Origin of the sequence: Nocardia sp. CDC159, assembly GCF_023740735.1 — a bacterium.
GTDB lineage: Bacteria > Actinomycetota > Actinomycetes > Mycobacteriales > Mycobacteriaceae > Nocardia > Nocardia pulmonis.
In genome coordinates this window covers 377,840-404,673 of sequence record NZ_JAMRXH010000004.1, presented here as the reverse complement: position 1 = coordinate 404,673, position 26,834 = coordinate 377,840, and the positions used below count along the sequence as shown (strand labels likewise).

The following is a 26,834-nucleotide window of genomic DNA, read 5'->3' as shown; positions in this document are numbered from 1 at the left end:
TCCAACGCTGATCGAGGGACGGCTAGGTGGATATTCAAGCATCCACCACGCTGGGCGTCGAAATCTTTTACTCGCTTTCGGAGGTCGCCGTGCGGAAATGGCTCCCCTTGTTCGCGGCGTGTCTGGGCACGCTGATGCTGCTCATCGACGTCACCATCGTCAATGTGGCGCTGCCCGACATCGCCACCGATCTCGGCACCGGGTTGTCCGGCTTGCAGTGGGTCGTCGACGGATACGCGCTCGCGCTGGCGGCGCTGCTGCTGGTCCTGGGATCGCTGGCCGACCGGATCGGCGCCAAGCCCACCTATCTGGCCGGGCTGGTGGTGTTCGCGCTGGCCTCGCTGATCTGTGGTGCGGCGCAGTCGGTTTCGGTACTGGTGGCGGCGCGGGCGCTGCAGGGTGTCGGCGGCGCGGCCATGTTCGCGACCACGCTGTCGCTGCTGCACGCCACCTATACCGGCCGCGATCGCGGGGTCGCCTTCGGCGCGTGGGGTGCGGTGGCGGGCGCGGCGGCCGGTATCGGCGTGGTGGTCGGCGGCGTACTGACCGAACTGCTGTCGTGGCGGTGGATCTTCCTGGTCAACCTGCCGGTCGCGGTGGTGGCGACAGCGTTGTCGGCGTGGGTCTTTCGCGCCTCGCCGCGGCAGACGGGGCGCGGGGTGGATGCCGCGGGGATGGTCGCGTTCGCGGCGGCCGCGACGGCGCTCACCTACGGCATCATTCGCGGCGGCGAGCACGGCTGGAGCGATCCGCGGGCGCTGATCGCGGCGCTCGTTGGCGTGACCGCGGTGGCGGCGTTCGCGATCGTCGAATCGCGCGGCGCCGCGCCGATGTTCCCGCTGACACTGCTGCGTAACCGGGAATTCGGGGCGACGCTGATCGCGGCGGCGGGGATGAATTTCGCGGCCTTCGCGAGCAGTCCGTTCCTGTCGCTGTGGTTGCAGCAGCCGCTGCAACTGTCCCCGTTGCGGGCGGGGCTGGCCATGTTGCCGATGGCGGCCACGGCATTCGTGGCGTCGGGGCTGTTCGGGCGGTTCGCGCACGATCTGGCGCCGAAGTGGACGATCGGCGGTGGGCTGGTGGTGATCGGGATCGGTACGGCCCTGCTCACCATCATCGATACCGAATCGTCCTGGCGCGCACTGCTGCCCGGCTTCGTCGTGATCGGCCTGGGCGTGGGCGTGCTGGGGCCGTCGCTGGTGGCGGTGGGGATGGCGGCGGTGTCACCGCGGCAGAGCGGGACCGCCGCCGGTGCGGTCAATACCGGGCGACAGCTCGGGCTGGCCCTGGGAGTCGCGGTGCTGGGCACGGTCTTTCGCCACGCGGCCGGTGCCGAGCAGCGCAGCGCGCTGCCGGATTTCGTGCGCGGGCTCGACGCCCTGGCCGCGGTGGCCGGTGGCGTCGGCATCATCCTTGGGCTGCTGGCCTTCGCGCTGTTCCACCGGCGCTCGCACGCCGCGGATTCCGCGGTCGCCGAGGATCGCGCGCTGGCGGTCCGGCCCCGGAGCCAGTCAGCGAAAGAAGCCGCTGCTCAGAACAATTCGTCGAGCGTCCGGTAGTACTCGAGCAGTTCGGGGTCGGGATCGGCGCGTCCGTACGCGGCGAAGAAGGCGTCGACCTCGTCCGGGCCGTGATCGTCGAGCAGATCACGCTGGGCCAGGGCGAGATCGCGGTGGCGGTCGGCCACACCCAGCCGGCCGACGTCGATCACGATTCCGCCGACCAGCACATTGGGCGGGGTGTAATCGCCGTGGGTGACAACAAGATCCTCGGTTCGGGGCCGCCGGGCGTGCAGTCGTTGGAGCACCTGGTCGGGGGTCAGCGTCGCGTGGTCGTCGTCGAAATCCTCGGCGTCGACCCGGCCCTCGGCGACATTGCGCCGGGCCTGCTCCAGCGTCACCTCGAGCCGTCCGTCGAACGGACATGCCGCGATGGGGATCTCGTGCAATCGGCGCAGCACCCGGCCCAGCAACTCACCGGGCGCGGGATGTTCGCTCAGGCTGGGCGACCCGGCGTCCTCGAGCACCAGGACGTCGTCCTCGAACACCGCGACGGCCGGTACCCGAATGCCCTGCTCGCCCAGCCAGATCAGCCGCTGATATTCCGCCACCGCCTCGGGGCCCCGCTTCATCCAGTAGGCCCCGTTGACGAATTCCACGCCCCCGCTGAGCCCCTCGTGCTCGTTCGATCGGGTGGGCGAATCACCCAGCAGCGCGGCCACTTTCGGGGGCAGCGGAACGGTATCGCGCGTCACCAGCGGCTCCGAGGTACGTCGAATTCGGCGCACAGCGCGCGCCAGACATCACGTGGATCCACCCCCGCCTCGATCGCCTGCGCACCCGTCCGGCCGCCCAGTGCGGGCAGCGTGTGGTCGTTGAGCAGGGCGTCTCCGCGAGCCACCCCGAACTCGCCGTGCAACAGCTCTCGGAAGTCAGTCAATCGCACCACACCCAGGCTACCGGGGCGCTACCGCCCGGGTGCGCAGGGGGCCGCCACCGGCGACGGTCGCGCGGACAGGCGCGCCAGCGCTCGGAACCGAGGCCCGCTCGACCGGTGCACTCCCGCGCCGATCAGCGCGCCCGCGCGGCATCGAGCACGCGATGGCAGATCTCGACCGGATCGGCGACCTCCGCCGCGCCGGACGCCGCCTGCTCGGCGGCGGCGCGGTAGGACGGATCGTCGAGCATGCGCCCCACCGCGGCACGAACGGCAGCGGCGGTGAACGGCCGCACGACGATCGAACTACCTTGGCGGGCGGCACGATTGGCCAGTTCCCACTGGTCGCCACCGCCGGGGACGGTCACGATCGGCACCCCGGCCAGCAGTGCCTTGGCGAGCAGGCCGTGACCGCCGCCGCCGATCACCACGGCCGTGTGGCGGAGCAGTTCGTCCTGGCGCCCCAGACCGGCGGTGGCCCAGGACGGCAGGTCGGCCGGGGGTGTGTCGAGCATCGACACCGCCACCCGCACGCCCGCGCCGTCGAGCGCGGCGATGACATCCTCGGCCATGCCCGATACACCGGTGTGCGCGGTCGAGGGCGCGATCATGATCAGCGGCGCATCGCCCGGAGGCAGTGGGAGCACATCGGCGGTGGGCTCCCACAGCAGCGGTCCGACCAGGTGGGTGGCGGCGGGCCAGTCCGGGCGCGGGAGCTCGAGGGCGGGCAGGGTCGCGATGAGACGGGCGTCGGGTCCCGGATCCCGCTCGGGCAGGCCGACACTCGCGCGGGCGGCGGCGCGCTGGCGTTCGCCACGCCCGATGGCGCGGGCGGTCATACCGCGCAGCACGGCGTCGCGGGCCCGGCCGCGCAGGCCCTCGCCCGGCGCCAGCCCGCTGCCGATCGGCGGCAACGCCTTCGACGGCAGATACAGCGGATGCGGCGACAGCTCCACCCACGGCACGCCGAGCCGTTCGGCCGCCATGCCGCCACCGGCGGTCAGCACATCGGAGACCACCAGTTCCGGCAGCATGGCGCTCAGCTCGGGCAGGATCTCGGTCGAGATGTGGGCCGCCCGCTCGTGGATGCGCTGCCCGGCATCGCGATCGTCGTCCTGCGGCCGCGGCGCCAACCCCTTGAGCCGCCGCACCCCGATTCCGGCCGCGCGCGCCGCCTCGAACCAGCGCGGCGCGGTGAACAGCACGGGCTCGTCACCGGCGGCGAGCAGGCGCAGGCACAACGCGATGGCCGGGAACGCATGCCCCGGATCCGGTCCCGCGACAACAGCCACTCGCATGCCGAACAGCCTGCCATATGCGTGCCGCGCGCCCGGCGCAGCGGATTCAACCGGATGTTCACCGAGGACGGTTAGCGTCGCCGCGTGAGGATTTCGCGACCGCTCGCATCGGTGGACGAGTTGATGGCCCTGCTGGCGAACTGTGCCGATGTCTGGGACACCCCCGATCGCACCGGCGATCCGGTCGACATTCTCGACCACGATCGCCAGTGCGCGCAGCTGTTGCGCCGCGAACATCCCGACGATGAGGAGCTGCAGGTGGCGGGGCTGGTGCACGATATCGGCCACACCCTGGCGCCGGGTGACGACGCGGGGCACGGCAGGCACGGCGCGGCCGCGGTGCGCGAGTTGCTCGGGCCGCGGGTGGCCCGGCTGGTCGAACTGCACGTTGTCGCGAAACGCTATCTGGCGGCGACGGATTCGATACACGCACACAACCTGTCCGCCTCCAGCAAGCGCACCCTGCTCGCCCAGGGCGGCCCGATGACCGCCGCGGAGATCGCCGCCTTCGAGGCCGATCCCGATTTCGCCGCGGCCGTCGCGCTGCGCCGCGCCGACGACGCGGGCAAGGTCGTCGGGCTCGCGGTCGCCCCGCTGGAAAGCTGGCGGCCGGTCGTCGAGCGCGTGGCCGCGGCGCGATCGGATCAGCCCGCGAAGTAGTACAGCTCGAAACCCACGGCCCGCTCGGCCGGGAAGCCGGGCCGCGGGGCGGTGGCGCGGTCGACGATGGCGCGGGCCTGGTCGGCGATGGGCTCCGGGCTCAGGGCGGCCAGATAGCGACCGTGCGCCAGCAGCGATTCCAGCGCCACATCGACGGCGGCGGTGACATCGACCGCGTGGGTGGCGGTGGGACCGATCACCGCGGCCCAGCGCGGCGACCAGATCGGTAGGTCGGCCAGTTCGGGGAAGATCCACTCGTTGCCCGCGTCGGAAATGGCATCCAGACCGGCCCGGCCCACCGCGCGATGATCGGCACTGTTGGCGTAACCGGGCCCCCAGGTGTCGCCGAAATTGGACAGCACGACGAGTTCGGGACGATGCCGACGGATGACCCGGGCCAGATCGCGCCGCAGGGCCAGGCCCTCCTGGATGCGGCCGTCCGGATATCCGAGAAATTCCACCTCGCGCACGCCGACCACCGCGGCGGCGGCGATCTCCTCGGCCTCCCGCAGCGGCCCGGCCTGGGCGGGCGGCAGACCGGCGATCCCGGCCTCACCGCTGGTCACGAGCACATAGCGAATATCCTTGCCCTGCTTGGTCCAGCGCGCCACGGCCGCGGCCGCGCCGTATTCGATGTCGTCGGGGTGAGCGACGATCACCAGGCCGCGCTCCCAGTCCTCGGGTACCTGCTCCATGGGTCCCATTGAACATCCGCCGGAGCGCTGGCGGCCAATGCCGAGTTTGATCGCTAGACGGTTGCTGGAGGCGGCTGGACAGCAATCGGGATCCGGAATTCGACCTCGGTTCCGTCCGGTCCGGGGGTGAGCGAGGCACCCGGAACCAGGGCGCGGATGAGCTCCAGCCCGCGGCCTCGCCAGGGATCCGAGGGCGTGTCGCGCGGCTTCCACGAGCCCCGATCGGTGACGGTGATCCGCAAGTCGGTCGCCGACGCGCTCGCGTGCAGCCGCACCAGCCCGCCCTCGCCGCGGTAGCCGTGCTCGACCGAGTTGCTGCACGCCTCGCTGACCGCCAGCACGATGTCGTAGGCTCGATCGGAGTCGATCCCGCAACGCAGCAACCACTCCCGCAGGCGGCGACGGACGTCGGCGAGCCGGTCGGGCATGGCCGGAAAACTCAGGTCGAGCGGATCCGGCGTACTGCCGAGATCGGGCCGGCGAAGGGTGGTCACCTTGTACTGCCTTCCTCCTGTGCGACGCGGTCGGCAATGGAGTGCGACACACCCGGGCGGGTGCTCCACTTCTCATCGCGCTGCCGCTGGCTTCCTGTCTTCCGGTACAAGACCGCGACGTGGGCCGATCTCGTACGCTCGGTGATAGCCATACCCAGTGACCCGTGGGCTATTCGACACTATGGCGAATACCGCAGATTCGCGCCCGAGGTGATGATTACCCACGCGCGCACCGGGTAAGTAGAGTCAGGGAGACAGTCCCCTGGCGCCGCGGCGTGCGCGGCGGAAGTTTCGATGCTTCCAGAGGTGGAACGTGGTGTATACGGAGGGCCGGTCTGTGAGCGGTGAAGGCACGTCTCGGATGCTGGACGTCAAGGTGCGCAACGAGGGCACCGTGACCGTGATCACCGTCAGCGGAGAGATCGACATCGCGTCGGTGCCACATCTGCAGTCCGCGTTGGAGGAGAGCCGACAGGATGGCAGCCCCCTGGTGGTGGACATGACCAATGTGGGGTTCATGGGTTCGGCCGGACTCAGCGCGCTGATGGTCGCCTCGGAGGCCGCCAAGCCGCAGCGACTGCGGGTGGTGGCGTCGGACGCGGTGCGCAGGCCGATCGAGGTGACGGGCTTGGACAAGTTGCTGGCGATGTTCCCGACGCTCGACGACGCGCTCGCGGCCGACGGGTTGGGCGCGACGAACTGAGATACGGAAATTCCCCGCCCCGGAAGAAGCGTTCGGGGCGGGGATTTTTGTGCGCGAGCTCTACTGCTGCTGCTGCTGATACGACGGCAGGCGGACCACCTGGACGAAGAACTCGTCGATCTGCTTGATGGCCGCGATGAACTGATCCAGATCGACCGGCTTGGTCACATAGGCGTTGGCGTGCAGCTGGTAGCTGCGCAGGATGTCCTCCTCGGCCGCGGAGGTGGTCAGCACCACGACCGGGATGTGGGCCAGGGCCGGATCGGCCTTCACCTTGCCCAGCACCTCGCGCCCATCGTATTTCGGCAGGTTCAGATCCAGCAGGATCAGGTCGGGGCGTGGCGCGTTGGCGAATTCGCCCTGCCGGTAGAGGAAGTCCAGCGCCTCCTGGCCATCGTGGGCCACGTGCAGCGTATTGCCGATCTTGTTGTCCTCGAACGCTTCCCGCGTCATCAGCTCATCGGCGGGATCGTCCTCGACCAGCAGGATGTCGATCGGGCGGCCGGGGGTGATCATGATGTGGCTCCTTGGGTTGCGGATGCGAGTTCGGCGCTGCGGCTGGCGATTTCGGTGCCGAGCAGGGTGAAGCAGAACCGGGTGCCCTCGGTGTAGTCGGTATCGATCCAAATCCTGCCGCCGTGGAATTCCACGATCTTCTTGCAGACCGCCAGCCCGATGCCGGTTCCGGAGTATTCGTCGCGGGTGTGCAGCCGCTGGAAGATGACGAACACCTTCTCGGCGAATTCGGGCGCGATGCCGATTCCGTTGTCCGACAGCGTGAACAGCCAGCCGCCCTCGGGATCCGGATCGCAGGTGAGGCGGATCTCGGGCGGCTGATCGGGACGGCGAAACTTGATCGCGTTGCCGATCAGGTTCTGCCACAGCATGGTCAGTAGCACCGGCTCGCCGATGATCTCGGGCAGTTCGTCGGGCCGCTCCACCCGGGCGCCGGTGTCCTCGATCGCCACGGACAGATTGTTGAGGGCCTTCTCCAGCGGGTCGGTCAGCGTGACCGGCTTGCTGTCGCCGGTGATTCGGCCCACCCGGGAGAAGGTGAGCAGATCGTTGATCAGCACCTGCATGCGCTTGGCGCCGTCGACGGCGAAATCGATGTACTGCTTACCGCGCTCGTCGAGCTGATCGCCATAGCGTTTCTCCAGCAGCTGACAGAACGAGGCCACCTTGCGCAGCGGTTCCTGCAGATCGTGCGAGGCGACGTAGGCGAATTGCTCCAATTCGGCGTTGGAGCGCCGCAATTCGACCGCTTGGGCGTCGAGCACGTCGCGCTGCTCCTGCAGCACCGCCTCCTGCGCGCGCGAGGAGTCCAGCCGGGAGACGATGCGTTGGCGCATATCCTCCACGGCCTCGGCCACCGCCGCCAGATCGGCGGGTCCGTGCGGGGTGATCCGGTGATCGAATTCACCGCCGGCGACCCGCAGCGAGGAGTCGGCCAGCGAGCGCAGCGGCCGCGCGACCAGCCTGCGCACCAGCACGGTGAAGGTCACTCCGGCCAGCAGGAAGATCACCAGTAGCCCGATCAACACCGCGTTGCGCACGGTGCGGGCGTGATTCAGGGCGTCGTTGTCGGCGGCCAGTGCCGCCGACAGACCGTCGTTCTGGGGGCCGAACTGGGCGCGCACCTCGTCGAAGATGTTCTTACCTCGATCCGCGGTCGCGGTGCCCGCGATCCGAGCCTGCGCCGGAGCCTGAATCGAGGTCAGCGGTTCGGCGTAGCCGCGCCGCCAACGTTCGGCCGCCTGCTCGACGGCGTCCAGGTCGGCCAGCAGTTCCGGCCGGTCCGACAGCAGTTCGCGCAGCCGGACCGCGGCCTGCTGTTCCAGTTGGCGGCCGTCGGTATAGGGCCGCAGGAAGTCGGGATCGGCGGTGATGGCGTAGCCGCGCACACCGGTCTCCTGATCGACCAGGGCGCTCTGCAACCGATACGCCTCGGCGGAGGCGGGCAGCGTGCGATCGAGCAGGCGGTCGCTGATGGTGGTCGTATTCGCGATCACCTGCGCGCCCGCGACCGCGCCGATGATCACCACCAAAACCATCGAGGCGAGCACGATCTGGAACCACGACTGCACGGTCAACCGGCCGACCACGCGCGAATCGGCGGGGCTCACCGAATCCACTCCCCGTCGCGCCAGCGTAGATACAGAATCGCCAAGTCGTCGTCCAATCCGCCGGCCGCACCGGCCAATTCCTCGATGCGCCCGATCAATTCGTCGATGAAGGTCTCCGGTTGCTCGGTGGCCACCGCCCGGGCGATGTCGAGCATGCCCTCCTCGCCGAGTCGTTCCCGTTCCGCACCCGTACAGCCCTCGAACAGGCCGTCGGTGAACAGCATCAGGGCGCTGTCGATCGGCAGCTTCAGTTCCTGGATGGGCCACTCGGCGTAATCGGGCAGGAAGCCCAGGGCCGGGCCGCCGGGCACCTCGACCCACTTCAGTTCGGTGCCCGAGCGCAGCACCATACCCGGATGCCCCGCCCGCTGAACCCGCACGGTGCGCGTATCCGGCTCCAGGATCAGGCTGGTCGCGGTGGCGAAGGTCTGCCGATCGGTGCGCTCGGCCAGCAGCACCTGCTCCAGCACGCGCAGCTGCCGGGCGCCAGTGACGCCGCTCAAAACCAATGTGCGCCAGGCCAATCGCAGCGCGACCCCGGTGGCCGCGGCGTCCGGGCCGTGGCCGGACACATCGCCGATCACCGCGTGCACCGTGCCGTCACCGTCCTGGACCACGTCATAGAAGTCGCCGCCCAGCAGCGCGTGCGCCCGGCCGGGCCGATACCGCGACTGCACCGAGACACCGCTGTCCGCGGGCAGCAGCGGGGTCGGGAGCAGGCCGCGCTCGAGGCGGGCGTTCTCCTGCGCGCGCAGCTGGCTGGCCTGCAGCGCCGCGGCCGTGCGCTCGACCTGTTTGCGCTGGATGGCATAGCGGATGGCGCGACCGAACAGCTCCGGTTCGACGCGGCCCTTGACCAGATAGTCCTGTGCGCCCGCCGCGACCGCGGCCAGGCCGGTCTCCTGTTCGTCGAGGCCGGTCATCACCACCACGGCGGCATCGGTGTATTCGCGGATGCGGGCCAGCGCCTCCAGGCCGTGCGCGTCGGGCAGATGCAGATCCAGCAGGACACAGTCCGGCGACTCGGTCTCGAGCCGTGGTCCGGCCTCGGCCAGCGAGCGCACCCAGTCCAACCGCAGGCCGGGGGCGCCGTCGGTGACCAATTCCTGCACCAGCAGGGCGTCACCGGCGTCATCCTCGACCAGCAGCATCCAGGGCTCCTGCCAGGCCCAGCGAGGGTCCATACCGAGACTCGGCTCGCCGAAACTCTCACGCCGCACGGCCACCACCGTAGGGCGCGACACCGACTTCGTGCGGACAGACCAAATCCCGCGGCCTCCGATCGCATAGGTGGGCGGCGCGAGCGCACGCCGACTGACTCCACGGCCGGTTTCTGGACCGAGAGGCAGCAGTGATGCTAGCCGATCTTGCCGACCGACCGAACCACCGCGGTACCCGGACAGCGAAATGCGCACGGGCCGTTCGGTATAGGTTACCGAACGGCCCGTGTGCGCGAAGGTGGCTAGATCTTGCCCACCGTCGACTTGTTGTTCGATCCCGACACCGCCTTGTACAGCAGGTACAGCCCGAACACCACGAGGCTGATCATCAGGATCGGGAACAGCGCCTTGATCAGCGCCCCGACCACGATCAGCGCCAGCCACGCGAGCGCGACGACGCCGAGGATCTTCCAGAACATGTCCATTCCTCCCGAATTCTCCGACACCTCGATACTGTCAGCCCACCGACGGAAAATCACCTGGTCAGCGGCGATATCGGGGAAAGATCAGGGTTGTCCCGGAGGGGCGGTGGGTCCTCAGTACCGGGTCAGGACGAGGTCGGTCTTCAGCACGGCGGCGGGGGCGAGCCAAGCATTCGCGCGGAGCGTGTCGATGGCCTTGTCGCGCAACGGTCTCGCCGCGTCGAGGGTGTCGGTCTTGAAGGACAGTTCGATGATCGTCTCGGTGCCCGGCCCGGAGGACGCGCGCACCGGCACCACCTCCAGGTCGATGTCGACGCCCTGCCACATGCCCCGCCAGGCTTTGGCATGCACCGGGCCGTGCTGCCGCGACGCGGCGAGGGTGTCCCGGCCCCAATTCGGGGCCGACCAGTTCTTCAGCTTGCCGGGAATTCGATCGACCAGCAGTGAGCGTGCGACCGCCTCGGCGGGCAACTCGGTGCCGCGGTAGCCCTTGACCGATTCGGACTTCTTGTCCGCGAAGCTCAGCACCAGTTTGTCGGTGGTCCAGTCGATCTGGGCGTCGTAGTTGGTGTCGGAGGCGCCGAAGCCCTGCTCGTCGGCTCGCCGCAGTGCCGTGTCGACATCGCCGTCGGCCACCGGGAACCGCTTCTTGTAGTTGAGATCGAGGGCGCTGCCGTCGCGGTGCCGCAACCGCACACTCCATCCGGCTTCGCGCAGATCCAGCGCCGCGGTGTCGAAGTATTCGTAGGCGAGTGCCCGCGGCCCGTCGCCGAGGCCGAAGGTGGCGCGCAGGTCCGCGTTCGGTCCGCCCGACGAATCCAGTGCCGCCGCAACCAGATCGAATTTGACCTCGACATCCGGCCGGGCGTTCGCCGCATCCGATCGAGGAACGCCGGGCGCGCCGATCACCACGGCGAGTGCGATGATCGCGCTCGCCAGCACGCGTCCGATACCGGTTCCGGTCATCCGTGCAGCCTCCATGATCACTATGACGCATCGGCGACGGACGCATCGCGGCGGGATGAAGTTCAGGCGCGGGCGACGAAGCGGAAGCGGTCGCCCCGGTACACCGACCGGGTCCACTCGATGGGGCGGCCGGTGGGATCGCAGGAGCGCCGATGCACCAGCAGGATCGGGGATCCCACCGCGACCCCGAGCAGGGCGGCCTCCTCCGGGGTGGTGAGCGCGGTTTCGACGGTGTCCTCCACCGCGGCCACCTCCAGTCCATAGCAGTCGCGCAGCGTGCGGTAGAGCGAGCCCTTGTCGGCGAGCCGGCGGGCGAGGTTCGGCAGGCGGTCCGCGAGGTGGGCGGTCTCGATCGCGAGGGGTTCGCCGCCGACCGAACGCAGGCGTCGCAGGCGGTGGACGCGGGTGCCGGGGGCGATGGCGAGCCGTTCGGCCGCGGTCTCGTCGGCGGGCACCCGGGTCAGGGTCAGGATGCGTGAGGAGACCTGCAGCCCCTGGGTGCTCAGATCGTCGGTCAGCGAGGTCAGCTGCTGCAGATGCACCACCTTCGGCGGGGCGACGAAGGTGCCGCTGCCCTGGACCCGGCGCAGCAGACCCTCGGCGGCGAGCTCGGCCAGCGCCTTGCGCAACGTGGTGCGTGACGTGCCGAGCTGTTCGGCGAGGATCCGCTCGGGCGGCAGCGAGGTGGACGGTTCCAGCGTGGCGATCAATTCGCGCAGTGCGAGCTTGGTGCCGTAGTAGCGCGGTTGCGACTGCGTGCCTTCCAAGGCCGTCTCAGCGGCGTTGTGCATGCGCACAACCTACCGGTAGGCCCCCGGTTTGACGCCGAAATTGGTGTATGCCAATCTCATGCGCGTCAGATTGGTATACACCAATTCCTTCCCTGTTCAACGGTGAGAGGCGAAGAATATGGGGTTCGTGGGCGAGCTGCGGGCGTCGTCCCGGCTGGGCGTGCTGGTCGGTGGGGCGGCCGCCAGCATCGGCGTCATCTACGGGTACGACCTGTCCAATATCGCGGGCGCGTTGCTGTTCATCACCGACGAGTTCGGGCTGACCACCCGACAGCAGGAACTGCTGACCACCGCGGTGGTCGTCGGTGAGATCGCGGGCGCGATCGGCGGCGGCATGCTCGCGAATCGGATCGGCCGCAAATGGTCGATGGTGCTGGTCGCGGCGACCTATGCGCTGTTCGCACTGCTCGGGGCACTGTCGACCGGACTGCCGATGCTGATGGTGGCGCGGCTGGCGCTGGGCCTGACGATCGGTGTGTCGGTGGTCGTGGTCCCGGTCTTCGTGGCCGAATCCGCGCCCACCCGGATCCGGGGCGCACTGCTGGTCGCCTATCAGGTGACGACCGTGCTCGGCATCATCATCGGCTATCTCGCGGCCTACCTGCTGGCGGGCTCGCACAGCTGGCGCTGGATGCTCGGGCTGGCGGCGGTGCCCGCGGTGCTGACCACCGTGCTGCTGCTGCGACTGCCCGACACCGCGCGCTGGTATCTGATGAAGGGCCGCACCGAGCAGGCCCGCCGGGTGCTGCGACAGGTGGAACCGGATATCGACGCCGACGCCGCGCTGGCCGAGATCCAGACCGGCCTGCGCGAGGAGTCCGGGGGCGCGCTGCGGGAGATGCTGCGGCGGCCGTATCTGCGGGCCACCGTCTTCGTCGTCGGACTGGGCTTTTTCATCCAGATCACCGGCATCAACGCGATCGTCTACTACAGCCCGCGGCTGTTCGAGGCGATGGGCTTCCGGGGGCACTTCGCGCTGCTCGTGCTGCCCGCGCTGGTCCAGGTCGCCGCGCTGGGGGCGGTGCTGGTCGCGCTCGTGCTGGTCGACCGGGTGGGCCGACGGCCCATCCTGCTGTCCGGCATCGGCATGATGATCGCGGCGAATATCGTGCTCATCGCGGTCTTCGCGGCCGGTTCGGACTTCGGCGGCGTGCTGACGGTGTTCGGCTTCTTCGGCGTGCTGCTGTTCACCGTGGGCTTCACCTTCGGCTTCGGCGCGCTGGTCTGGGTCTACGCGGGTGAGAGCTTCCCGGCCCGGCTGCGCTCGATGGGCTCGAGCGCGATGCTCACCTCGGATCTGGTGGCCAATGCGATCGTGGCGGCCGTCTTCCTGACCCTGCTCCAATCCCTCGGCGGCGCGGGCACCTTCGCGGTCTTCGGTGCGATGGCGGTGGCCGGATTCGCGTTCGTGTACCGGCTGGCGCCGGAGACCAAGGGGCGGCAGCTGGAGGAGATTCGGCAGTATTGGGACAACGGCGCGCGGTGGCCGGAGCCGACCAAGGAAGGGGTGCGCCCATGACCGCCACGCTCGGCCTGGACATCGGCGGCTCCAAGACGATGGCCGTGCGGGCCGAGGACGGCGTGATCGTCGCCGAGGCCTGCGCGGGCAGCGCCAATCTGGCCTCGGCCGGGGTGGCCGAGGCCGGACGTCAGCTCGATCTCGTGCTGGAGCGGGTGCACGGTCACGGCGTGCCGGTGGTGTGCGCGGGCGCGGCGGGCGCGGATACGCCGGAGGGCCGGGCGCGGCTGCGGGATCTGCTGGCCGAGCGGCTACCCGACGCGATCATCCACATCGTGCACGACAGCGAACTCGTGCTGGCCGCGGCGGGCGTGGACGACGGCGTCGCGCTCATCTCCGGCACCGGATCGGTCGCCTGGGGCCGGTACGCGGGCCGGTCGGTGCGCGCCGGAGGATGGGGATATCTCCTCGGCGACCAGGGCAGCGGATACTGGGTGGCGCGCGAGGCGGTGCGGCGCGCGCTGGCCCGGGTCGACCGGGGCGAACCCGCCGACCGGCTCGGCCAGGCCCTGGCCGCCGAATGCGGGCTGCGCAGCACCGAACAACTGCTCGACCACTTCTACAACCACACCGACCGCCGCTACTGGGCCCGGCGCGCCCGGATCGTCTTCGAACAGGCCGCGCTTGGCGATCCGGTCGCCAGCGCGATCGTCGACGACACCGTCGGCCATCTGGCAGAGCTGGTCCTGACCGTCACCCACCGGCTGTCCTACACCGGACCGGTGATCGTGGCGGGCGGGCTGGCCGTCCATCAGCCGCGGCTACAGCAGCAGCTGCGGCACACACTCACCGAGCACGGCCTGACCGATCTGCGCGTACTCGACACCGATCCGGTGCGCGGGGCCCTGCGGCTCGCGCAGCGGATCGCCGAGCGCGGCGCGGCGGCCGTTGCCGGACAAGCCATCCACCACGAGGAGTGATATGACAGATCAGGACAAGCCCGGCGCGCTCATGGCGGCCGAGATCGCCGAACAGCCCGTGGCGTGGCAGCGGCTGCTGAGCGAGGGCACCGACGCCATTCGCGCAGCCGCGGCCCGCATCACCGAATATCAGCCGCGCTTCGCGCTGTTCGTGGCGCGCGGGACCAGCGATCACGCGGCGCTGTACGGCAAGTATCTGGTGGAGATCCACCACGCGCTGCCCGCCGGACTGGCCTCGCCGTCGACCATGACCGTCTACGGCAGCACCCCGGATCTGCGCGACACCCTGTTCATCGCGGTGAGCCAGTCGGGCGGCTCGCCCGATCTGGTGCAGTCGGTGGAGGTCGCCCGCCGCCAGGGTGCGCTGACCGTGGCGCTGACCAACAATCCGGACTCCGCGCTGGCGGCCGCCGCCGAGGTGCACATCGACCTGCTGGCCGGTCCGGAGCTCGCGGTCGCGGCGACCAAGTCCTACACCGCCGAACTGCTCGCGCTGTATCTGATGCTCGACTACGCCCGCGGCGGAAACGGTTCGGGCACAGCGGAATTGCCGCGCCTGGGCGCGCAGGTACTGGAGTCCGGCGCATCGCTGGCCGCGACCGCCGAGCGGTACCGCTTCGCCCAGCGCCTGATCACCTCCGCGCGCGGCTACTCCTACCCCACCGCGCGCGAGGCCGCGCTGAAGCTGATGGAGACCTCCTACCTCTCGGCGCAGGCGTTCTCCGGCGCTGATCTGCTGCACGGGCCGCTGGCCACCATCGACCCGTCGGTGCCGGTGCTGGCGATCGTGCCCGAGGGCGCGGGCGGCCGGGCGATGCGGCCGGTGCTGGCGCGGCTGGCCGAGCTGCGGGCCGATGTGTTCGGCGTCGGCGCGGCCGATGCGATCGCGGGCCTGACCGGCGGGGTCACCCTGCCGACGGGCGTTCCCGAACCGCTGTCCCCACTGCTGGAAATCCTTCCACTGCAACAGCTCGCGCTGCATCTGGCGATCGCGCGCGGCGGTGATCCGGATCGCCCGCGCGGCCTGAACAAGGTGACCGAAACGCTGTGATGCTGATCAGCGCGGGCACGATCGTGCTCGACGGCCGGATCTGCCGTCCGGGCTGGATCGAGATCGAGGGTGCGCGAATCTCCGCGTGTGGCACCGGGACCGCGCCGCGCCGCCCGGACATCGACCTGCCCGACGGCATCGTGGTGCCGGGTTTCGTCGACATGCATGTGCACGGCGGCGGTGGGGCCTCCTATTCCGACGGCACCGTCGCGGCCATCGAGGAGTCGGCCCGGTTCCACCTCGGCCACGGCACCACCACGACCGTGGCGAGCCTGGTCACCGCCGCGCCGGAGGATCTGCTGCGCACGGTCGCCTTGCTCGCCGACCGGGTCGGCGGCGGGACCCTGGCCGGAATCCATTTGGAGGGGCCGTGGCTCAGCCCGGCTCGGCGCGGCGCCCACGCGGAGAACCAACTGCGCGATCCCGATCGGGCCGAAATCGACGCCCTGCTCGCGGCCGGGCGCGGCGGCATCCGGATGGTCACCATCGCCCCCGAGGTGCCCGGCGCGGCGGCGGCGATCGAGCGGCTGAAGGATGCGAATGTCGTTGTGGCCGTGGGCCATACCGATGCCACCTATGAGCAGACCCGGGCCGCGATCGAGGCGGGCGCGACCGTCGGCACGCATGTGTTCAACGCCATGCGACCGCTGCATCACCGCGAGCCCGGCCCCGCGCTGGCCCTGCTCGAGGACCCCCGGGTGACCGTCGAGCTGATCGCCGACGGCGTCCACATCCACCCGGCGCTGCTGCGGGATCTGGTGCGCCGCACCGGATCCGAGCGAATCGCCCTGGTCACCGACGCCATGGCCGCGGCCGGTACGCCCGACGGCCGATACCGGCTCGGACCCGTCGACGTGACCGTGACCTGCGGGGTGGCCCATGTGACCGGCACCTCGACTATCGCGGGCAGCACCGCCACGATGGACGCGATGTTCCGGGCGGCCGTGGCCGCGGCCGGGACCGATCTCGATGCGGCGCTCACGGCCGCGGTGCGCATGACATCGGCGAATCCGGCCCGGGCGCTCGGCCTGGGCGAGGTCGGGGTGCTGCGCGCGGGCATGCGGGCCGATCTGGTCGCGCTGGATGCGGATCTGGGGCTGATCGGGGTTGTGCACGGCGGCCGCCTCGTATCGCCGGCCCCGTTGGGCCGCAACGGTTTCGAGGCCGCGGTTCACTGATCGCCGAGGGTGCGGGCGGTGTGGTCCGCGATCGGCACGACGGTGATCTCGTGCGCCTCGGCGGCGCAGGCGGTGACCAGTGCCGTCACGGCGGCCAGCGCGGTCGCCCGGACCCGCAGGGCGGCCCGCGGTCGTGGTCGCCGCCGCGGCAGCGGCGACCACGACGTCCGCGACAGGGCGGCCACCCGCAGTCCGCAACCGCAGGCAATCCAGGCCGGTACACCCCAGCCGACCGAAACGCCCACCGGCCCGCCGAGCGCGCCCATCTGCACGGCGATCGACCCCGACAGCTGAACGAGTAGGAACAACAGCGCAGCGCACTCCAGCGTCCGACAGTGCCGAGCGTGCTCGGTAGCCACCACGAATTTCCTCCGATCCGCGTTCCCCCTACCCGGACGACTACCAGCCGATAGTGCTACCGCCGCCGCGCGGAGCGCGATGGTTTCAACTCTCGCTGAAATCCTCCGGCGTGTTCCCTGCGGGTGAACAAGGTCGACGGGATCGCCGCGGCGTCGTAGCGTCGAAATGGTGACAGTCCCACGAGATCTGCCCCGGACGGCGGGCGAGCTGCGGGCGGCCGGGTATCGCCCGCGCGGCGTCAAGACCGAGATCCGGGAGAATTTGCTGGAGCTGCTCGAATCCGGCGGCGACCCCTGGCCCGGGATCGTCGGATTCGACCGGACCGTGCTGCCGCAGCTGGAGCGGGCACTGCTGGCCGGGCACGACATCGTGCTGCTGGGTGAGCGCGGACAGGGTAAGACGCGGCTGCTGCGTACGCTGATCGGTCTGCTCGACGAGTGGTCGCCAGTGATCGCGGGCACCGAACTGGGCGAACATCCGCTGGATCCGATCACCCCGCTGGGTAGGCGGTTGGCCGCCGAGGCGGGTGACGAACTGCCGGTCGCCTGGCGGCACCGCTCGCAGCGCTACGCCGAGAAGCTCGCCACACCCGACACCTCCGTCGGCGATCTGATCGGCGACGTGGACCCGGTGAAGGTGGCCGAGGGTCGCAGCCTGGGCGATCCGGAGACCATCCACTTCGGGCTGGTACCGCGGGCGCACCGCGGCATCGTCGCGATCAACGAGCTGCCGGATCTGGCCGAGCGGATTCAGGTCGCGCTGCTGAATGTCATGGAGGAGCGCGATATTCAGGTCCGCGGCTATACGCTGCGGCTACCGCTGGACGTGCTGCTGGTCGCCACCGCGAATCCGGAGGACTACACCAATCGCGGGCGCATCATCACCCCGCTCAAGGACCGCTTCGGCGCGGAGATCCGCACCCATTACCCGCTCAGCGTCGAGGCCGAGGTGGCGCTGGTGCGCCAGGAGGCCGAGCTCGTCGCCGAGGTGGGCGATCCACTGATCGAGGTGCTCGCGCGGTTCGTGCGGCAGCTGCGCGAATCGCCCGCGATCGACCAGCGTTCCGGTGTGTCGGCGCGTTTCGCGGTCGCCGCCGCCGAGACCGTGGCCGCCGCCGCGCTGCGGCGCTCCGCCCTGACCGGCGAGCGACCGGCGGTCGCGCGCCCGATCGACCTCGAATCCGTGCCCGCCGTGCTGCGCGGCAAGCTGGAATTCGAATCCGGCGAGGAGGGCCGCGAACAGGAGCATCTGACCCATCTGCTGCGCCGCTCGTTCGCCGAGACCGCGCGCGGGCGGCTCGGCGGGCTGAATCTGCGGCCGCTGGTCGAGGCCCTCGGCGACGGCAATCTCGTGACCACCGGCGAACGGGTGCCGGGCACGGAGATGCTCTCGGCGCTGCCCGAACTGCCGATCCTGCACGAGGTGGCCGGGCGTCTGGGCGTCGCCGCCTCCGATCCGCCCGCGCGCATCGCCGCGGCCGTCGAATTCGCCCTGGAGTCACTGTATCTGGCGCGTCAGGTCGCCAAGGACGCCGCGGACGGCACGGCGGTGTACGGGGCGTGAGCACGGACCGCTACGCCTACGGCCCCTACCACGACGGACCCGATCCCCTGGACCCGCCGCTGGATCTGCGCGAGGCCCTGGACCACATCGGGCGCGATGTCATGGAGGGCAGCTCACCGCGTGGCGCGCTCGAGGAGTTGCTGCGCCGCGGCCTGCGCGACACCCGCGGCCTGGACGAGCTGACCCGGCGGCTGTGGCAGCGCCGAGCCGAGATCACTCGGCGACACCGGCTCGACGGGACGCTGCAGCAGGTCCGCGAACTGCTGGACGAGGCGCTGCGGGCCGAGCGCACCGCGCTGTTCCCTGATCCGTCGGACGACGCCCGCTTCGCCGAGGCGCGCCTGGACGCCCTGCCGCCGGGCACCGCCGCGGCGGTCAACGAACTGGCCGAGTACCCCTGGCGTTCGGCGACCGGGCGGGAGAACTACGCCAAGATTCGGGATCTGCTCGGCCGTGAGCTGCTGGATTCACGGTTCCAGGGCATGAAGCAGGCGCTGCGGAACACCGGTCCGAAGGATGTCGAGCGAATCCGGCAGATGATGTCCGACCTCAACGACCTGCTGGCCGCGCATGCGCGGGGCGAGGACACCGGACGGCAGTTCGCCGAATTCATGCGTCGGCACGGCCAATTCTTCCCGGAGAATCCGCGCGATACCGACGAGCTGATCGATGCGCTGGCCGCCCGCGCCGCGGCCGCGCAGCGGATGCTGAATTCCATGTCGGCGCAGCAGCGGGCCGAGCTGACCGAACTGATCGATCAGGCCTTCGGCGATCCCCGGCTGGCACAACAGATTTCGACGCTGGACGCGCGGCTGCGCGCGCTGCGACCGGGTGAGGACTGGGAGTCGGGGCAGCGGTTTCGCGGCGAGGATCCGCTCGGGCTGGGCGAGGGCGCGCAGGCCCTGCAGGACCTGGCCGAACTGGATGCGCTGGCAGAGCAATTGGGGCAGTCCTATCCGGGTGCGCGGCTCGAGGACATCGATCTGGACGCACTGGCCCGCCAGCTGGGCGAGGAGGCCCGGGCGGACGCGGCCCGGCTCGCGGAATTGGAACGCGAACTGCGGCGCCAGGGGCTGTTCGAGCGCGCGCCGGACGGTTCGCTGCGGTTGACGCCCAAGGCATTACGGCGGCTCGGCGAGGTGGCGCTGCGGAATATCGTGGGGCAGTTGCGGTCTCGGCGCGGTCAGCGCGACACCGCGCTGGCGGGTGCGGCGGGTGAACCGACGGGGGCCGCGCGGGCCTGGCAGTTCGGCGACACCGAGCCCTGGGACGTGCCGCGCACGGTGCGCAACGCGGTGCTGCGGACGGCCTCGACGGGCGGGCGGGGGGTGCGGCTGGACGTCTCCGATGTGGAGATCATGGAGACCGAGCAACGCTCGCGCGCGGCGGTGGCGCTGTGCGTGGACACCTCCTGGTCGATGGTGCAGGACGGGCGCTGGGTGCCGATGAAGCGCACCGCGCTAGCGCTGCAACATCTGATCGCGACCCGATTCCGTTCCGACGCACTGAGTTTGATCACCTTCGGCCGTCACGCCCGGACCGTGGACATCGGCGAGCTGACCGGCCTGGAGCCGGTCTGGGAGCAGGGCACCAACCTGCATCACGCGCTGCTGCTGGCCGCGCGGCATGTGCGCCGCCACCCCGATGCCGTACCGGTCGTGCTCGTGGTCACCGACGGCGAGCCCACGGCACATCTGGAATCGGACGGCGAGGCGTATTTCAGCTGGCCGCCCGAGCCCCGCACCCTGGCCATCACCATGACCCAGGTCGACGCCCTGGCCAAACTCGGCGCATCCATCACGGTGTTCATGCTCGGCGAGGATCCCCGCCTGGCCGCCTTCGTCGACCTGGTGGCCCGCCGCGGCGGCGGCCGCGTCGTGGCCCCGGACCCGGACGGACTGGGCGCGGCGGTGGTCAGCGATTATCTGCGCGCCCGCCGATAGTCCGCGACATGCCGGACGCGAAGAGTTCGCCGGACGGCCGGGCGAGCTTGAATGAGCGATATGAGCGTCCACAGGACCTGTTGCCTGCTCATCGCCGCCACGGCCTGGCTCGCCCTGTCGACCGGACCGGCCGCGGCCCAACCCAGCGACCAGCCGACCTCGCCGCCCCAGACCCAATCCCAGCCCGAGCCGGCGCAGCAGATCACCATCCTGACGATCCACCTGCCCTGCGACCCCAAGACCACCCCGGCCAGCCCCGGCGTCCCCGGCACCCCCGATCTCCCGACCAGCGGCTCCGGCGGCGCACCCGCCGAACGGGAAGCCGCCTCCCACGACATCGAATCGCCGCCGCCCCGGACGAGATCCGCAGCCGAGGTTTCGGGACCCCCCAGCGGCCCCGGTACTCCGCCCTGCCGGACCATGGTCCCACCCGCATGCGGAGCCGAATCCGCCCCCACCGGTCCGGAATCCCCATTCGGCACACCCAAACCCGCCCCCCGCGAGCTCCCCTTCGACAACCCGGACTGCCCAACACCATCCGGCGACACTTCTCGGGACTGCAAATCCCCGAGCGCCTCGGGCGGCCCCGAATTGACCGTCCAGGTCACCCCCGACACCACGGTCGCACAGGTGAAGGAGAAGATCGCGGCCGAAGTGGGCATCTCCCCCCACCACCAGCGCCTCTACCGGCACGATATCGAGCTGGAGAACGACCGCCCGCTGTCCCACTACAGCATCACCGAACGAGCCGACCTCGACTTGCGGCTGTGCTGACGCGGCGCTGTGGTTCCGTACGCGCTCCTGCCCGGGCCTCGCCGATCGGGATTACCCGACCGCGGCGCGGATGAAACCGGTGTAGTGGCGGATACTGGTTCGATGATCGACGGTGAGAAGCTCGAGCCGCAGTTGGTGAGCGTGCTGGGCAGTGTGATCGGTAACGAGCCGTGTGCGAATGCGGGGGAGTTCCGGTTTCGGTTTGCCGACCGGCGGTGGGAGTGGTCGGACGAGTTGGCGCGGCTGCACGGGTATGAGCCGGGGACCGTGGAGCCGACCACCGAACTGCTGCTGTCGCATCAGCATCCCGAGGATCGGGCGTCGGTCCAGACGCTGATCGAGCGGATCGTCGAGGCGTCCGAGCCGTTCTGCAGCCGTCATCGCATCATCGACGCCGACGGCGACACACACGAGGTGATCGTGATCGCCGATTACGACACCGCCGAGGACGGGACGGTCATCGGCACCACCGGGTACTACATCGAGCTCACCGGCATCCTCGCCGAGCAGCGCAACGACGTCATCGACGAGATCATCCCGGACATGATCGAGGCGCGCGCCCCGATCGAACAGGCCAAGGGCATTCTGTCGCTGGTCTACGAACTCGACGCCGACCAGGCCTTCGCGGTGTTGAAATGGCGCTCCCAGCACACCAACGTCAAGATCCGCGATCTGGCCGCGCAACTGGTGCACGACGTGCGGCATCTGGAGCCGAATCGGGCGGGGCTGCGGATGCGCTTCGATCATGTGCTGCTCACCGTGCACGAGCGGGTGGCCGTGCAGTAGGACCCTCCTCAGCGTTTGGACAGCGGACCGTCGGCTACCCGACAGCTATAGCTGTCCGCAATCGCATACGGGAGGAATTTTCATGTCCAACGTTATGCAGGATTTGATCGGAAGCACCGTTTACGACGCCCAGGGCGAGAAGATCGGCGACGTCACCCAGGTCTACCTGGACGATCGCACCGGCGCGCCGAGCTGGGTCGCCACCTCCACCGGCATGTTCCACGGCGATGCGCTCATCCCACTCACCGGCGCGTCGCATGATCCGGGCAAGCACATTCTGGGCGTGCCGGTCAGCAAAGAACGGGTGAAGTCGGCCCCGCAGGTGGCGCACGACGGCCACATCAGCCCGGAGGGTGAGCAGCAGCTGTTCGCCCACTACGGGCTCGATGCGAATCGGGCAAGTCAGACCGGTTTCGGCCGCTACCGAACAGACAACGACCAGCGTAGGGCCGCCGATGACGCCCTGGTCCGCTCGGAGGAGCGGCTGAACGTCCGCACCGAGTCCGAAGAGGTCGGCAAGGCACGACTGCGCAAATACGTTGTGACCGAGGAGCAATCGGTTACCGTTCCGGTGGAGCACGAAGAGGTTCGTATCGAGCGGGAACCGATCACCGATCCGTCGGCGGTGCGCAATGCCGAGATCGGCGAGGCCGAGCAGGAGGTCACACTGCATGCGGATCGGGTGAAGGTGAACAAGCAGGCGGTGCCGGTGGAAAAGGTCCGGTTGGCGGTCGACGAGGTCGAGGACGAGCGCACCGTGTCCGACACCGTGCGTAAGGAGCGGTTCGAGACCGAGGGCGTGGATCCCCGGCACCGTGACGAACGGCGTGAGCGCTGACCGGCGCCCAAGCCGAAGACGTCACCCCTAATTGGACAGTGCCCTCGGGCACTCGGATCCGGGGTGGCAGGCCGACGGAGACCTTCGTCCGGGCCCTGCGCGGCACACCCGCACCGGGCGAAGCTCCGTCGGCCGATCACCGCCGCGGGCGGGCCCGCCCCACGGCGATATCGCCCAGCCGGTGCAGCGATTCGGTATTGCGCGGCACCAGCAGCAGCTGCTGCAGGTCCACCGGCAACACCTTGCCGGGGCCGCGACAGACGTATTCGTGCATCCGGACGACGGTGTTGGCGCCACGGCCGGTGAGTTCCAGCCGGATGCGCGCCGCGCCCACCGGCCACAGCCGGGCATCGAGTTCGAGCAGATGCGGCGGTTCGACCGCGCGGACGGTCGTGACGTCCTGACGGGTCAGCGGCCACGGCCCGACGCTGTGGTGGATGCGGGAACCCACCGCGGGCCAATCCTTGTCCACGTCGCGAATATGCGACGCGCCGACCACCCACAATCCGTACAACCAGCCGTCGGACAGCACGGCGAAAACTTCCTCGGGAGTCGCGTCCACGGTGATCTCGGCTTCGAATGCCACGCGCCCACACCTTCGCTCAGGGGATCCGGCTGCTCCGACATACCCGGCGCGGAATCGGCCAAACGGACTCGACGATTGCCGCCCTGCCTTCCACAGTAGCCGTGGGGTGTGGGGAAGCGTCGGTGTGCGAGGTGCCGTTTCGCCGAGGTGATGCTCTTGCGCCGGGACCTCCCGGTTCGGTGAGCGGGGGACCGTGCCCGTTGGCGGGCTAGGCCGTGACGTTCACAGGAGCGGTTGCGACACGGCGGGCATGCGGGTGGCGATGAGTGATATCGAGGGACCGGCGCGAAGATCTCGCGGTTCGACGAGGCGGGAGGGCCGGTGCACAGGTGCCCCGCCGCACGGCGGGCCCACCGGCGTCGGAGGACGCAGAGCCGGGCGGGGCGAGGATTCCCTTTGGTGTGGGTACCGCTGCGGGGTCAGGGCCGGTCGGCGAGGTCGGTGAGGGCCTGGGCCCAGCCGTCGAGGCGGTCCGCGGCGTCGCGCAGGCCCGCGAGGGCCCAGCCGAAATCGTCGGGCAACGCCGGGCTTTCGGGGACGGCCAAAATGCGGCTCGCGGCGGCGACGAGCTGTTCGTATTCGACGACGCCGGCATCGAGTCGGTCGACCGAAATGCGGACGTGGTCGGCCAGGCCCGGGCCGGAGATCGAGTTCACCTGCGCCACCACATCGATCGCGGTCTCCATGGCGACGACGTCGGCGGCCAGGGCGTGCAGGGCGGCCGCGCCCGATTCGGCGGTCTCCAGGGTGTCGATCAGATCGTCGTCGGGCAGCCTGCCGCCGCGGGCGATCTGGCGGCCGAGGGTGTGCAGCGCGCGTTCGGCGCGCACCAGCCGCGCGATCGGGGCACGCGCCGCCGACCGGGCCGGGGGCAGCTTCCGCGGCACGAACGCCGCGTCCGGCAACGGATTGCGCCGCAGTTCCAGATATCGCCGGGTGGTCACCGCCGCGCCCGTCACCAGCGCCGCCGCCCCACTCCCCACGACCAGCACGGCCCACGCGGGAGCCGAAATCAACACCAGCCCCGCGGTCCCCAACGCGGTGATCCCCGACGCGGCCCCCAACCGCAGGCTCCGCCGCCGCACCCGCCGCCGCCGTCGCAACTCCCGCTCCCGCGGATCGGCCCACTTCCGCACCGCGTGCAGCGCATGCTCCCCCACCTCCCGCAGCCCCTCGGAAACCCGCCGCGCCTGCTCGATGGGATCCCCCTCGACCCCCTTGTCCCCCAACACGTCCCGCACGATCCGCCCCGCAACGCGCCCACCCCGCGACCCCGACGAGCGCCGCCCGGCCGAACCCGCCCCGGCCCCGGAGCGATCGGCCATCGAACCTCGTGACCGCGCCCCGGCAGGATCCCCCGGGATAGGACCATCCGCCGAATCCCCCCGCGACCATGCAGACTTCCGACCCGCACGCCCATCCGCCGAACCCCGCGGCCGCGCCTGTTCCGTCTCCCGCAGCGGTCCGTTATTTGCCGCATCCTTCCGCGGCCGGGCCCATCCCGTGGCAGGATCCCGTCGGGCGCCGCCATCCGCCGGATCCACCTGTGGCCGCGCACCTTCCAGCCCCGTCCGCCCGCCTGCCGAGCCGTGCGGCCGCGTCTGTGCTGTCGTGGTTTCCGGGCAAGGTCCGGCGCTGGCCGAATCGGTCGGCGCAGCCGAGGATTTCCGCCCGAAGCGCTTCGTTGTCGTAGCCCGCGGGCCGGCATCCCGGCCCGCGGGTGTGGCCGGGCGGGACGTCGAGTCGGGGTGGGCCGGGGTGCCCCGATGGTCCGCGGGTCGCGGATGCGCGGATTCGAGGACGGGCGAGTCGGTGCCGCCGGTCGGCTCGGGCGGAGGGATGCCGTCATCCACGGGGGACATGGGCTCGGGCCGCGGACGGAAGCCGGTGGGGAACAGCGACTTCCAGCTCGGGCGGGGTGCAGCCGGTTGGGGCTGGGGTGCGGGGGCGGTGGGGCGGCGGGCGCGGGTGGTCGCGGACTCCGGGTGTGTCCGCGATTTCCCCATCACACCAAGGCCTTTCGAGAGCGGTCCTGCGGTCGAGCGTTACTGCTGGGCGGCCTGGCCCTTGTTGATCTGGGGCTGCGCGGCCGGGTTCGGGATGGCCTGCTGGGCATCGCCCGAGGGCAGGGCGTCGCCGCGCATGGAGGCGCGGATCTGCTCGAGGCGGTTGTGCCCGGCCATCTGGATGCTGGCCTGCTGGACCTCCATCATGCGGCCCTGCACCGTGTTCTGCGCGAGTTCGGCGGCGCCGAGGGCGTTGGCGTAGCGGCGCTCGATCTTCTCGCGCACCGCGTCCAGGCTCGGGGTGGTGCCGGGTGCGGACAGGGTGGAGTCCATCTGCTGCAGCGAGGCCGACACCTGCTCCTGCATCTTGGCCTGCTCGAGCTGGCTCAGCAGCTTGGTGCGCTCGGCCACCTTCTGCTGCAACAGCATCGCGTTCTGCTCGACGGCCTTCTTGGCCTGGGCGGCGGCCTGCAGCGACTGATCGTGCAGCACCTTCAGATCCTCGACGGACTGCTCGGCGGTGACCAGCTGCGCGGCGAAGGCCTCGGCGGCGTTGGTGTACTGGATCGCCTTCTCGGTATCGCCCGCCTGGGTCGCCTGATCGGCCAGCATGACCGCCTGGCGCGCATTGGCATTGAGCTTCTCGACCTCGTCGAGCTGGCGGTTCAGCTTCATCTCCAGCTGACGCTGGTTGCCGATGACCGACGCGGCCTGCTGCGAGAGGGCCTGATGCTGGCGCTGGGCTTCCTCGATAGCCTGCTGAATCTGGACCTTCGGATCCGCGTGCTCCTCGATCTTGGAATCGAAGAGGGCCATGAGGTACTTCCAGGCCTTGACGAACGGATTAGCCATCGATTGATCCCGCCTCCATCTGACGCGTCGCGCTCATGTACGCGACTGTAGTGCGCGACCGTCACGCACCCTCGGTGTCCCTCTGTCTATCCTGTGCGCCGAGATCCGAACGGCAAACCCGTCGGCTATCAACGCTTATAGAGAATCTATCCGTTTCCGCTCCGTCGTACAGCGTTGCCCGCGGTGGTCATTTCGCCTGAACCAGCACCAACCTCTTCGCGCCGGGCGCCGGGATGACGATCCGGGTGTCCTCGGCGATGGAGGCGAGCGCCGACATGGTCGCCGGGGCGGCATCGGTGGCGGGCACGGGCTCGGCCTCGGCCGGAACCGCGACCCGCCGGTCGGCGGCGACCGGCTCGCGGCGCGCGGTCTGACCGTCGGCACCGGCCATGGCCTCACCGACATCGATCAGCACCTGCGACAGCGGCACCTCGAGCGCCTGGCAGATGGCGGCCAGCAGCTCGCTGGAGGCCTCCTTGCGGCCGCGCTCGACCTCGGACAGATAGCCCAGGCTCACCCGGGCCGAGGTCGACACCTCCCGCAGGGTCCGGCTCTGGGCGACCCGAGCGCGCCGCAGACTTTCCCCTATTGCCTCTCGCAGCAGCGTCATCTCGTTCTCCTCACGTTCTCCGGACCGAGCGTATGCA

At 70.1% G+C, this 26,834-nt stretch carries 28 protein-coding genes; 12 read left to right on the top strand and 16 right to left on the bottom strand.

What is annotated here, in order from left to right; translation table 11 throughout:
* Positions 1-26 precede the first annotated feature (26 nt).
* Positions 27-1,559 carry an MFS transporter gene (locus tag NDR87_RS11890; protein WP_251911644.1) on the top strand — a complete coding sequence of 511 codons (1,533 nt, stop codon included), beginning with the start codon at positions 27-29 and terminating at the stop codon, positions 1,557-1,559.
* Here NDR87_RS11890 and NDR87_RS11885 read toward each other — a convergent pair.
* From NDR87_RS11885 to NDR87_RS11875, 3 genes are all read right to left on the bottom strand, one after another.
* A complete protein-coding gene (locus NDR87_RS11885; protein WP_251911642.1) occupies positions 1,532-2,254 on the bottom strand; it encodes an aminoglycoside 3'-phosphotransferase in 723 nt (240 codons plus the stop codon). The genes NDR87_RS11890 and NDR87_RS11885 overlap by 28 nt on opposite strands.
* Entirely contained in the window at positions 2,251-2,445 is a 195-nt protein-coding gene (locus NDR87_RS11880) for a DUF3046 domain-containing protein (protein ID WP_251911641.1), read from the bottom strand. Before NDR87_RS11880 ends, NDR87_RS11885 begins: the two co-directional genes overlap by 4 nt.
* 125 nt (positions 2,446-2,570) lie before the next feature.
* Positions 2,571-3,734, bottom strand: coding sequence for a glycosyltransferase (locus NDR87_RS11875; protein ID WP_251911640.1), 1,164 nt, complete (start codon positions 3,732-3,734; stop codon positions 2,571-2,573).
* An 84-nt stretch (positions 3,735-3,818) separates the two neighbouring features.
* Between NDR87_RS11875 and NDR87_RS11870 the strand changes: the two genes are divergently transcribed.
* Positions 3,819-4,394: an HD domain-containing protein gene (locus NDR87_RS11870; protein WP_251911639.1), complete on the top strand. Its 576-nt coding sequence runs from the start codon at positions 3,819-3,821 to the stop codon at positions 4,392-4,394.
* On the opposite strand, the gene NDR87_RS11865 is transcribed toward NDR87_RS11870, so the two are convergent.
* Both NDR87_RS11865 and NDR87_RS11860 read right to left on the bottom strand, forming a co-directional pair.
* Positions 4,379-5,089 (bottom strand): PIG-L deacetylase family protein, encoded by a 711-nt coding sequence (locus NDR87_RS11865; RefSeq protein ID WP_251911637.1) that lies wholly within the window; start codon positions 5,087-5,089, stop codon positions 4,379-4,381. The two genes, NDR87_RS11870 and NDR87_RS11865, sit on opposite strands and share 16 nt — an antisense overlap.
* Before the next feature lie 53 nt (positions 5,090-5,142).
* Positions 5,143-5,583: an ATP-binding protein gene (locus NDR87_RS11860; protein WP_251911636.1), complete on the bottom strand. Its 441-nt coding sequence runs from the start codon at positions 5,581-5,583 to the stop codon at positions 5,143-5,145.
* A 337-nt stretch (positions 5,584-5,920) separates the two neighbouring features.
* Here NDR87_RS11860 and NDR87_RS11855 point away from each other — a divergent pair, with 337 nt between their 5' ends.
* Positions 5,921-6,286, top strand: a complete 366-nt coding sequence (locus NDR87_RS11855) for an STAS domain-containing protein (RefSeq protein ID WP_251911634.1) — start codon at positions 5,921-5,923, stop codon at positions 6,284-6,286.
* A gap of 60 nt (positions 6,287-6,346) precedes the next feature.
* On the opposite strand, the gene NDR87_RS11850 is transcribed toward NDR87_RS11855, so the two are convergent.
* The 6 genes from NDR87_RS11850 to NDR87_RS11825 all read right to left on the bottom strand — a co-directional run bounded on the left by NDR87_RS11850 (position 6,347) and on the right by NDR87_RS11825 (position 11,811).
* Positions 6,347-6,802: a response regulator gene (locus tag NDR87_RS11850; RefSeq protein WP_251911632.1), complete on the bottom strand. Its 456-nt coding sequence runs from the start codon at positions 6,800-6,802 to the stop codon at positions 6,347-6,349.
* Positions 6,799-8,340, bottom strand: coding sequence for a CHASE3 domain-containing protein (locus NDR87_RS11845; protein ID WP_251911847.1), 1,542 nt, complete (start codon positions 8,338-8,340; stop codon positions 6,799-6,801). Before NDR87_RS11845 ends, NDR87_RS11850 begins: the two co-directional genes overlap by 4 nt.
* A gap of 68 nt (positions 8,341-8,408) precedes the next feature.
* Positions 8,409-9,596 (bottom strand): PP2C family protein-serine/threonine phosphatase, encoded by a 1,188-nt coding sequence (locus tag NDR87_RS11840; protein ID WP_251911846.1) that lies wholly within the window; start codon positions 9,594-9,596, stop codon positions 8,409-8,411.
* A gap of 278 nt (positions 9,597-9,874) precedes the next feature.
* Entirely contained in the window at positions 9,875-10,051 is a 177-nt protein-coding gene (locus NDR87_RS11835; RefSeq protein WP_251911631.1) for a hypothetical protein, read from the bottom strand.
* Between the two features lie 117 nt (positions 10,052-10,168).
* Positions 10,169-11,020 (bottom strand): CYTH domain-containing protein, encoded by an 852-nt coding sequence (locus NDR87_RS11830; protein WP_251911630.1) that lies wholly within the window; start codon positions 11,018-11,020, stop codon positions 10,169-10,171.
* 62 nt (positions 11,021-11,082) lie between these two features.
* Complete coding sequence (locus NDR87_RS11825; RefSeq protein ID WP_251911628.1) at positions 11,083-11,811, bottom strand: GntR family transcriptional regulator; 729 nt, start codon at positions 11,809-11,811, stop codon at positions 11,083-11,085.
* 118 nt (positions 11,812-11,929) lie between these two features.
* Here NDR87_RS11825 and NDR87_RS11820 point away from each other — a divergent pair, with 118 nt between their 5' ends.
* Genes NDR87_RS11820 through nagA form a run of 4 tightly spaced genes read left to right on the top strand, consistent with a single transcriptional unit; the run spans position 11,930 to position 16,479 of the window.
* Positions 11,930-13,330: a sugar porter family MFS transporter gene (locus NDR87_RS11820; RefSeq protein WP_251911626.1), complete on the top strand. Its 1,401-nt coding sequence runs from the start codon at positions 11,930-11,932 to the stop codon at positions 13,328-13,330.
* A complete protein-coding gene (locus tag NDR87_RS11815; RefSeq protein WP_251911624.1) occupies positions 13,327-14,250 on the top strand; it encodes an N-acetylglucosamine kinase in 924 nt (307 codons plus the stop codon). Before NDR87_RS11820 ends, NDR87_RS11815 begins: the two co-directional genes overlap by 4 nt.
* 31 nt (positions 14,251-14,281) lie before the next feature.
* Positions 14,282-15,301, top strand: a complete 1,020-nt coding sequence (locus NDR87_RS11810) for an SIS domain-containing protein (protein WP_251911845.1) — start codon at positions 14,282-14,284, stop codon at positions 15,299-15,301.
* On the top strand, positions 15,298-16,479 hold the full coding sequence (nagA, locus tag NDR87_RS11805; protein WP_251911622.1) for an N-acetylglucosamine-6-phosphate deacetylase: 1,182 nt from the start codon (positions 15,298-15,300) through the stop codon (positions 16,477-16,479). The genes NDR87_RS11810 and nagA overlap by 4 nt, the downstream gene beginning before the upstream one ends.
* On the opposite strand, the gene NDR87_RS11800 is transcribed toward nagA, so the two are convergent.
* The gene (locus NDR87_RS11800) at positions 16,473-16,838 is read right to left on the bottom strand and encodes a hypothetical protein (protein WP_251911620.1); all 366 of its coding nucleotides are present in this window, start codon (positions 16,836-16,838) and stop codon (positions 16,473-16,475) included. The two genes, nagA and NDR87_RS11800, sit on opposite strands and share 7 nt — an antisense overlap.
* A gap of 166 nt (positions 16,839-17,004) precedes the next feature.
* Here NDR87_RS11800 and NDR87_RS11795 point away from each other — a divergent pair, with 166 nt between their 5' ends.
* From NDR87_RS11795 to NDR87_RS11775, 5 genes are all read left to right on the top strand, one after another.
* On the top strand, positions 17,005-18,402 hold the full coding sequence (locus tag NDR87_RS11795) for an ATP-binding protein (RefSeq protein WP_251911619.1): 1,398 nt from the start codon (positions 17,005-17,007) through the stop codon (positions 18,400-18,402).
* Positions 18,399-20,345 (top strand): VWA domain-containing protein, encoded by a 1,947-nt coding sequence (locus tag NDR87_RS11790; RefSeq protein ID WP_251911617.1) that lies wholly within the window; start codon positions 18,399-18,401, stop codon positions 20,343-20,345. Before NDR87_RS11795 ends, NDR87_RS11790 begins: the two co-directional genes overlap by 4 nt.
* A 60-nt stretch (positions 20,346-20,405) precedes the next feature.
* Positions 20,406-21,119 (top strand): ubiquitin-like protein, encoded by a 714-nt coding sequence (locus NDR87_RS11785; protein WP_251911614.1) that lies wholly within the window; start codon positions 20,406-20,408, stop codon positions 21,117-21,119.
* Positions 21,120-21,221: 102 nt separating this feature from the next.
* Positions 21,222-21,905 (top strand): PAS and ANTAR domain-containing protein, encoded by a 684-nt coding sequence (locus tag NDR87_RS11780; protein WP_251911612.1) that lies wholly within the window; start codon positions 21,222-21,224, stop codon positions 21,903-21,905.
* 82 nt (positions 21,906-21,987) lie between these two features.
* On the top strand, positions 21,988-22,743 hold the full coding sequence (locus NDR87_RS11775) for a DUF2382 domain-containing protein (RefSeq protein ID WP_251911610.1): 756 nt from the start codon (positions 21,988-21,990) through the stop codon (positions 22,741-22,743).
* A gap of 136 nt (positions 22,744-22,879) precedes the next feature.
* Here the strand turns inward: NDR87_RS11775 and NDR87_RS11770 are convergent, their stop codons facing one another.
* From NDR87_RS11770 to NDR87_RS11755, 4 genes are all read right to left on the bottom strand, one after another.
* Positions 22,880-23,329 (bottom strand): SRPBCC family protein, encoded by a 450-nt coding sequence (locus tag NDR87_RS11770; RefSeq protein ID WP_251911609.1) that lies wholly within the window; start codon positions 23,327-23,329, stop codon positions 22,880-22,882.
* Positions 23,330-23,748: 419 nt separating this feature from the next.
* Positions 23,749-24,654 (bottom strand): hypothetical protein, encoded by a 906-nt coding sequence (locus tag NDR87_RS11765; protein ID WP_251911608.1) that lies wholly within the window; start codon positions 24,652-24,654, stop codon positions 23,749-23,751.
* 720 nt (positions 24,655-25,374) lie between these two features.
* On the bottom strand, positions 25,375-26,187 hold the full coding sequence (locus NDR87_RS11760; RefSeq protein ID WP_251911607.1) for a PspA/IM30 family protein: 813 nt from the start codon (positions 26,185-26,187) through the stop codon (positions 25,375-25,377).
* 187 nt (positions 26,188-26,374) lie between these two features.
* Positions 26,375-26,797 carry a helix-turn-helix domain-containing protein gene (locus NDR87_RS11755; RefSeq protein WP_251911605.1) on the bottom strand — a complete coding sequence of 141 codons (423 nt, stop codon included), beginning with the start codon at positions 26,795-26,797 and terminating at the stop codon, positions 26,375-26,377.
* Between the last annotated feature and the right edge of the window lie 37 nt (positions 26,798-26,834).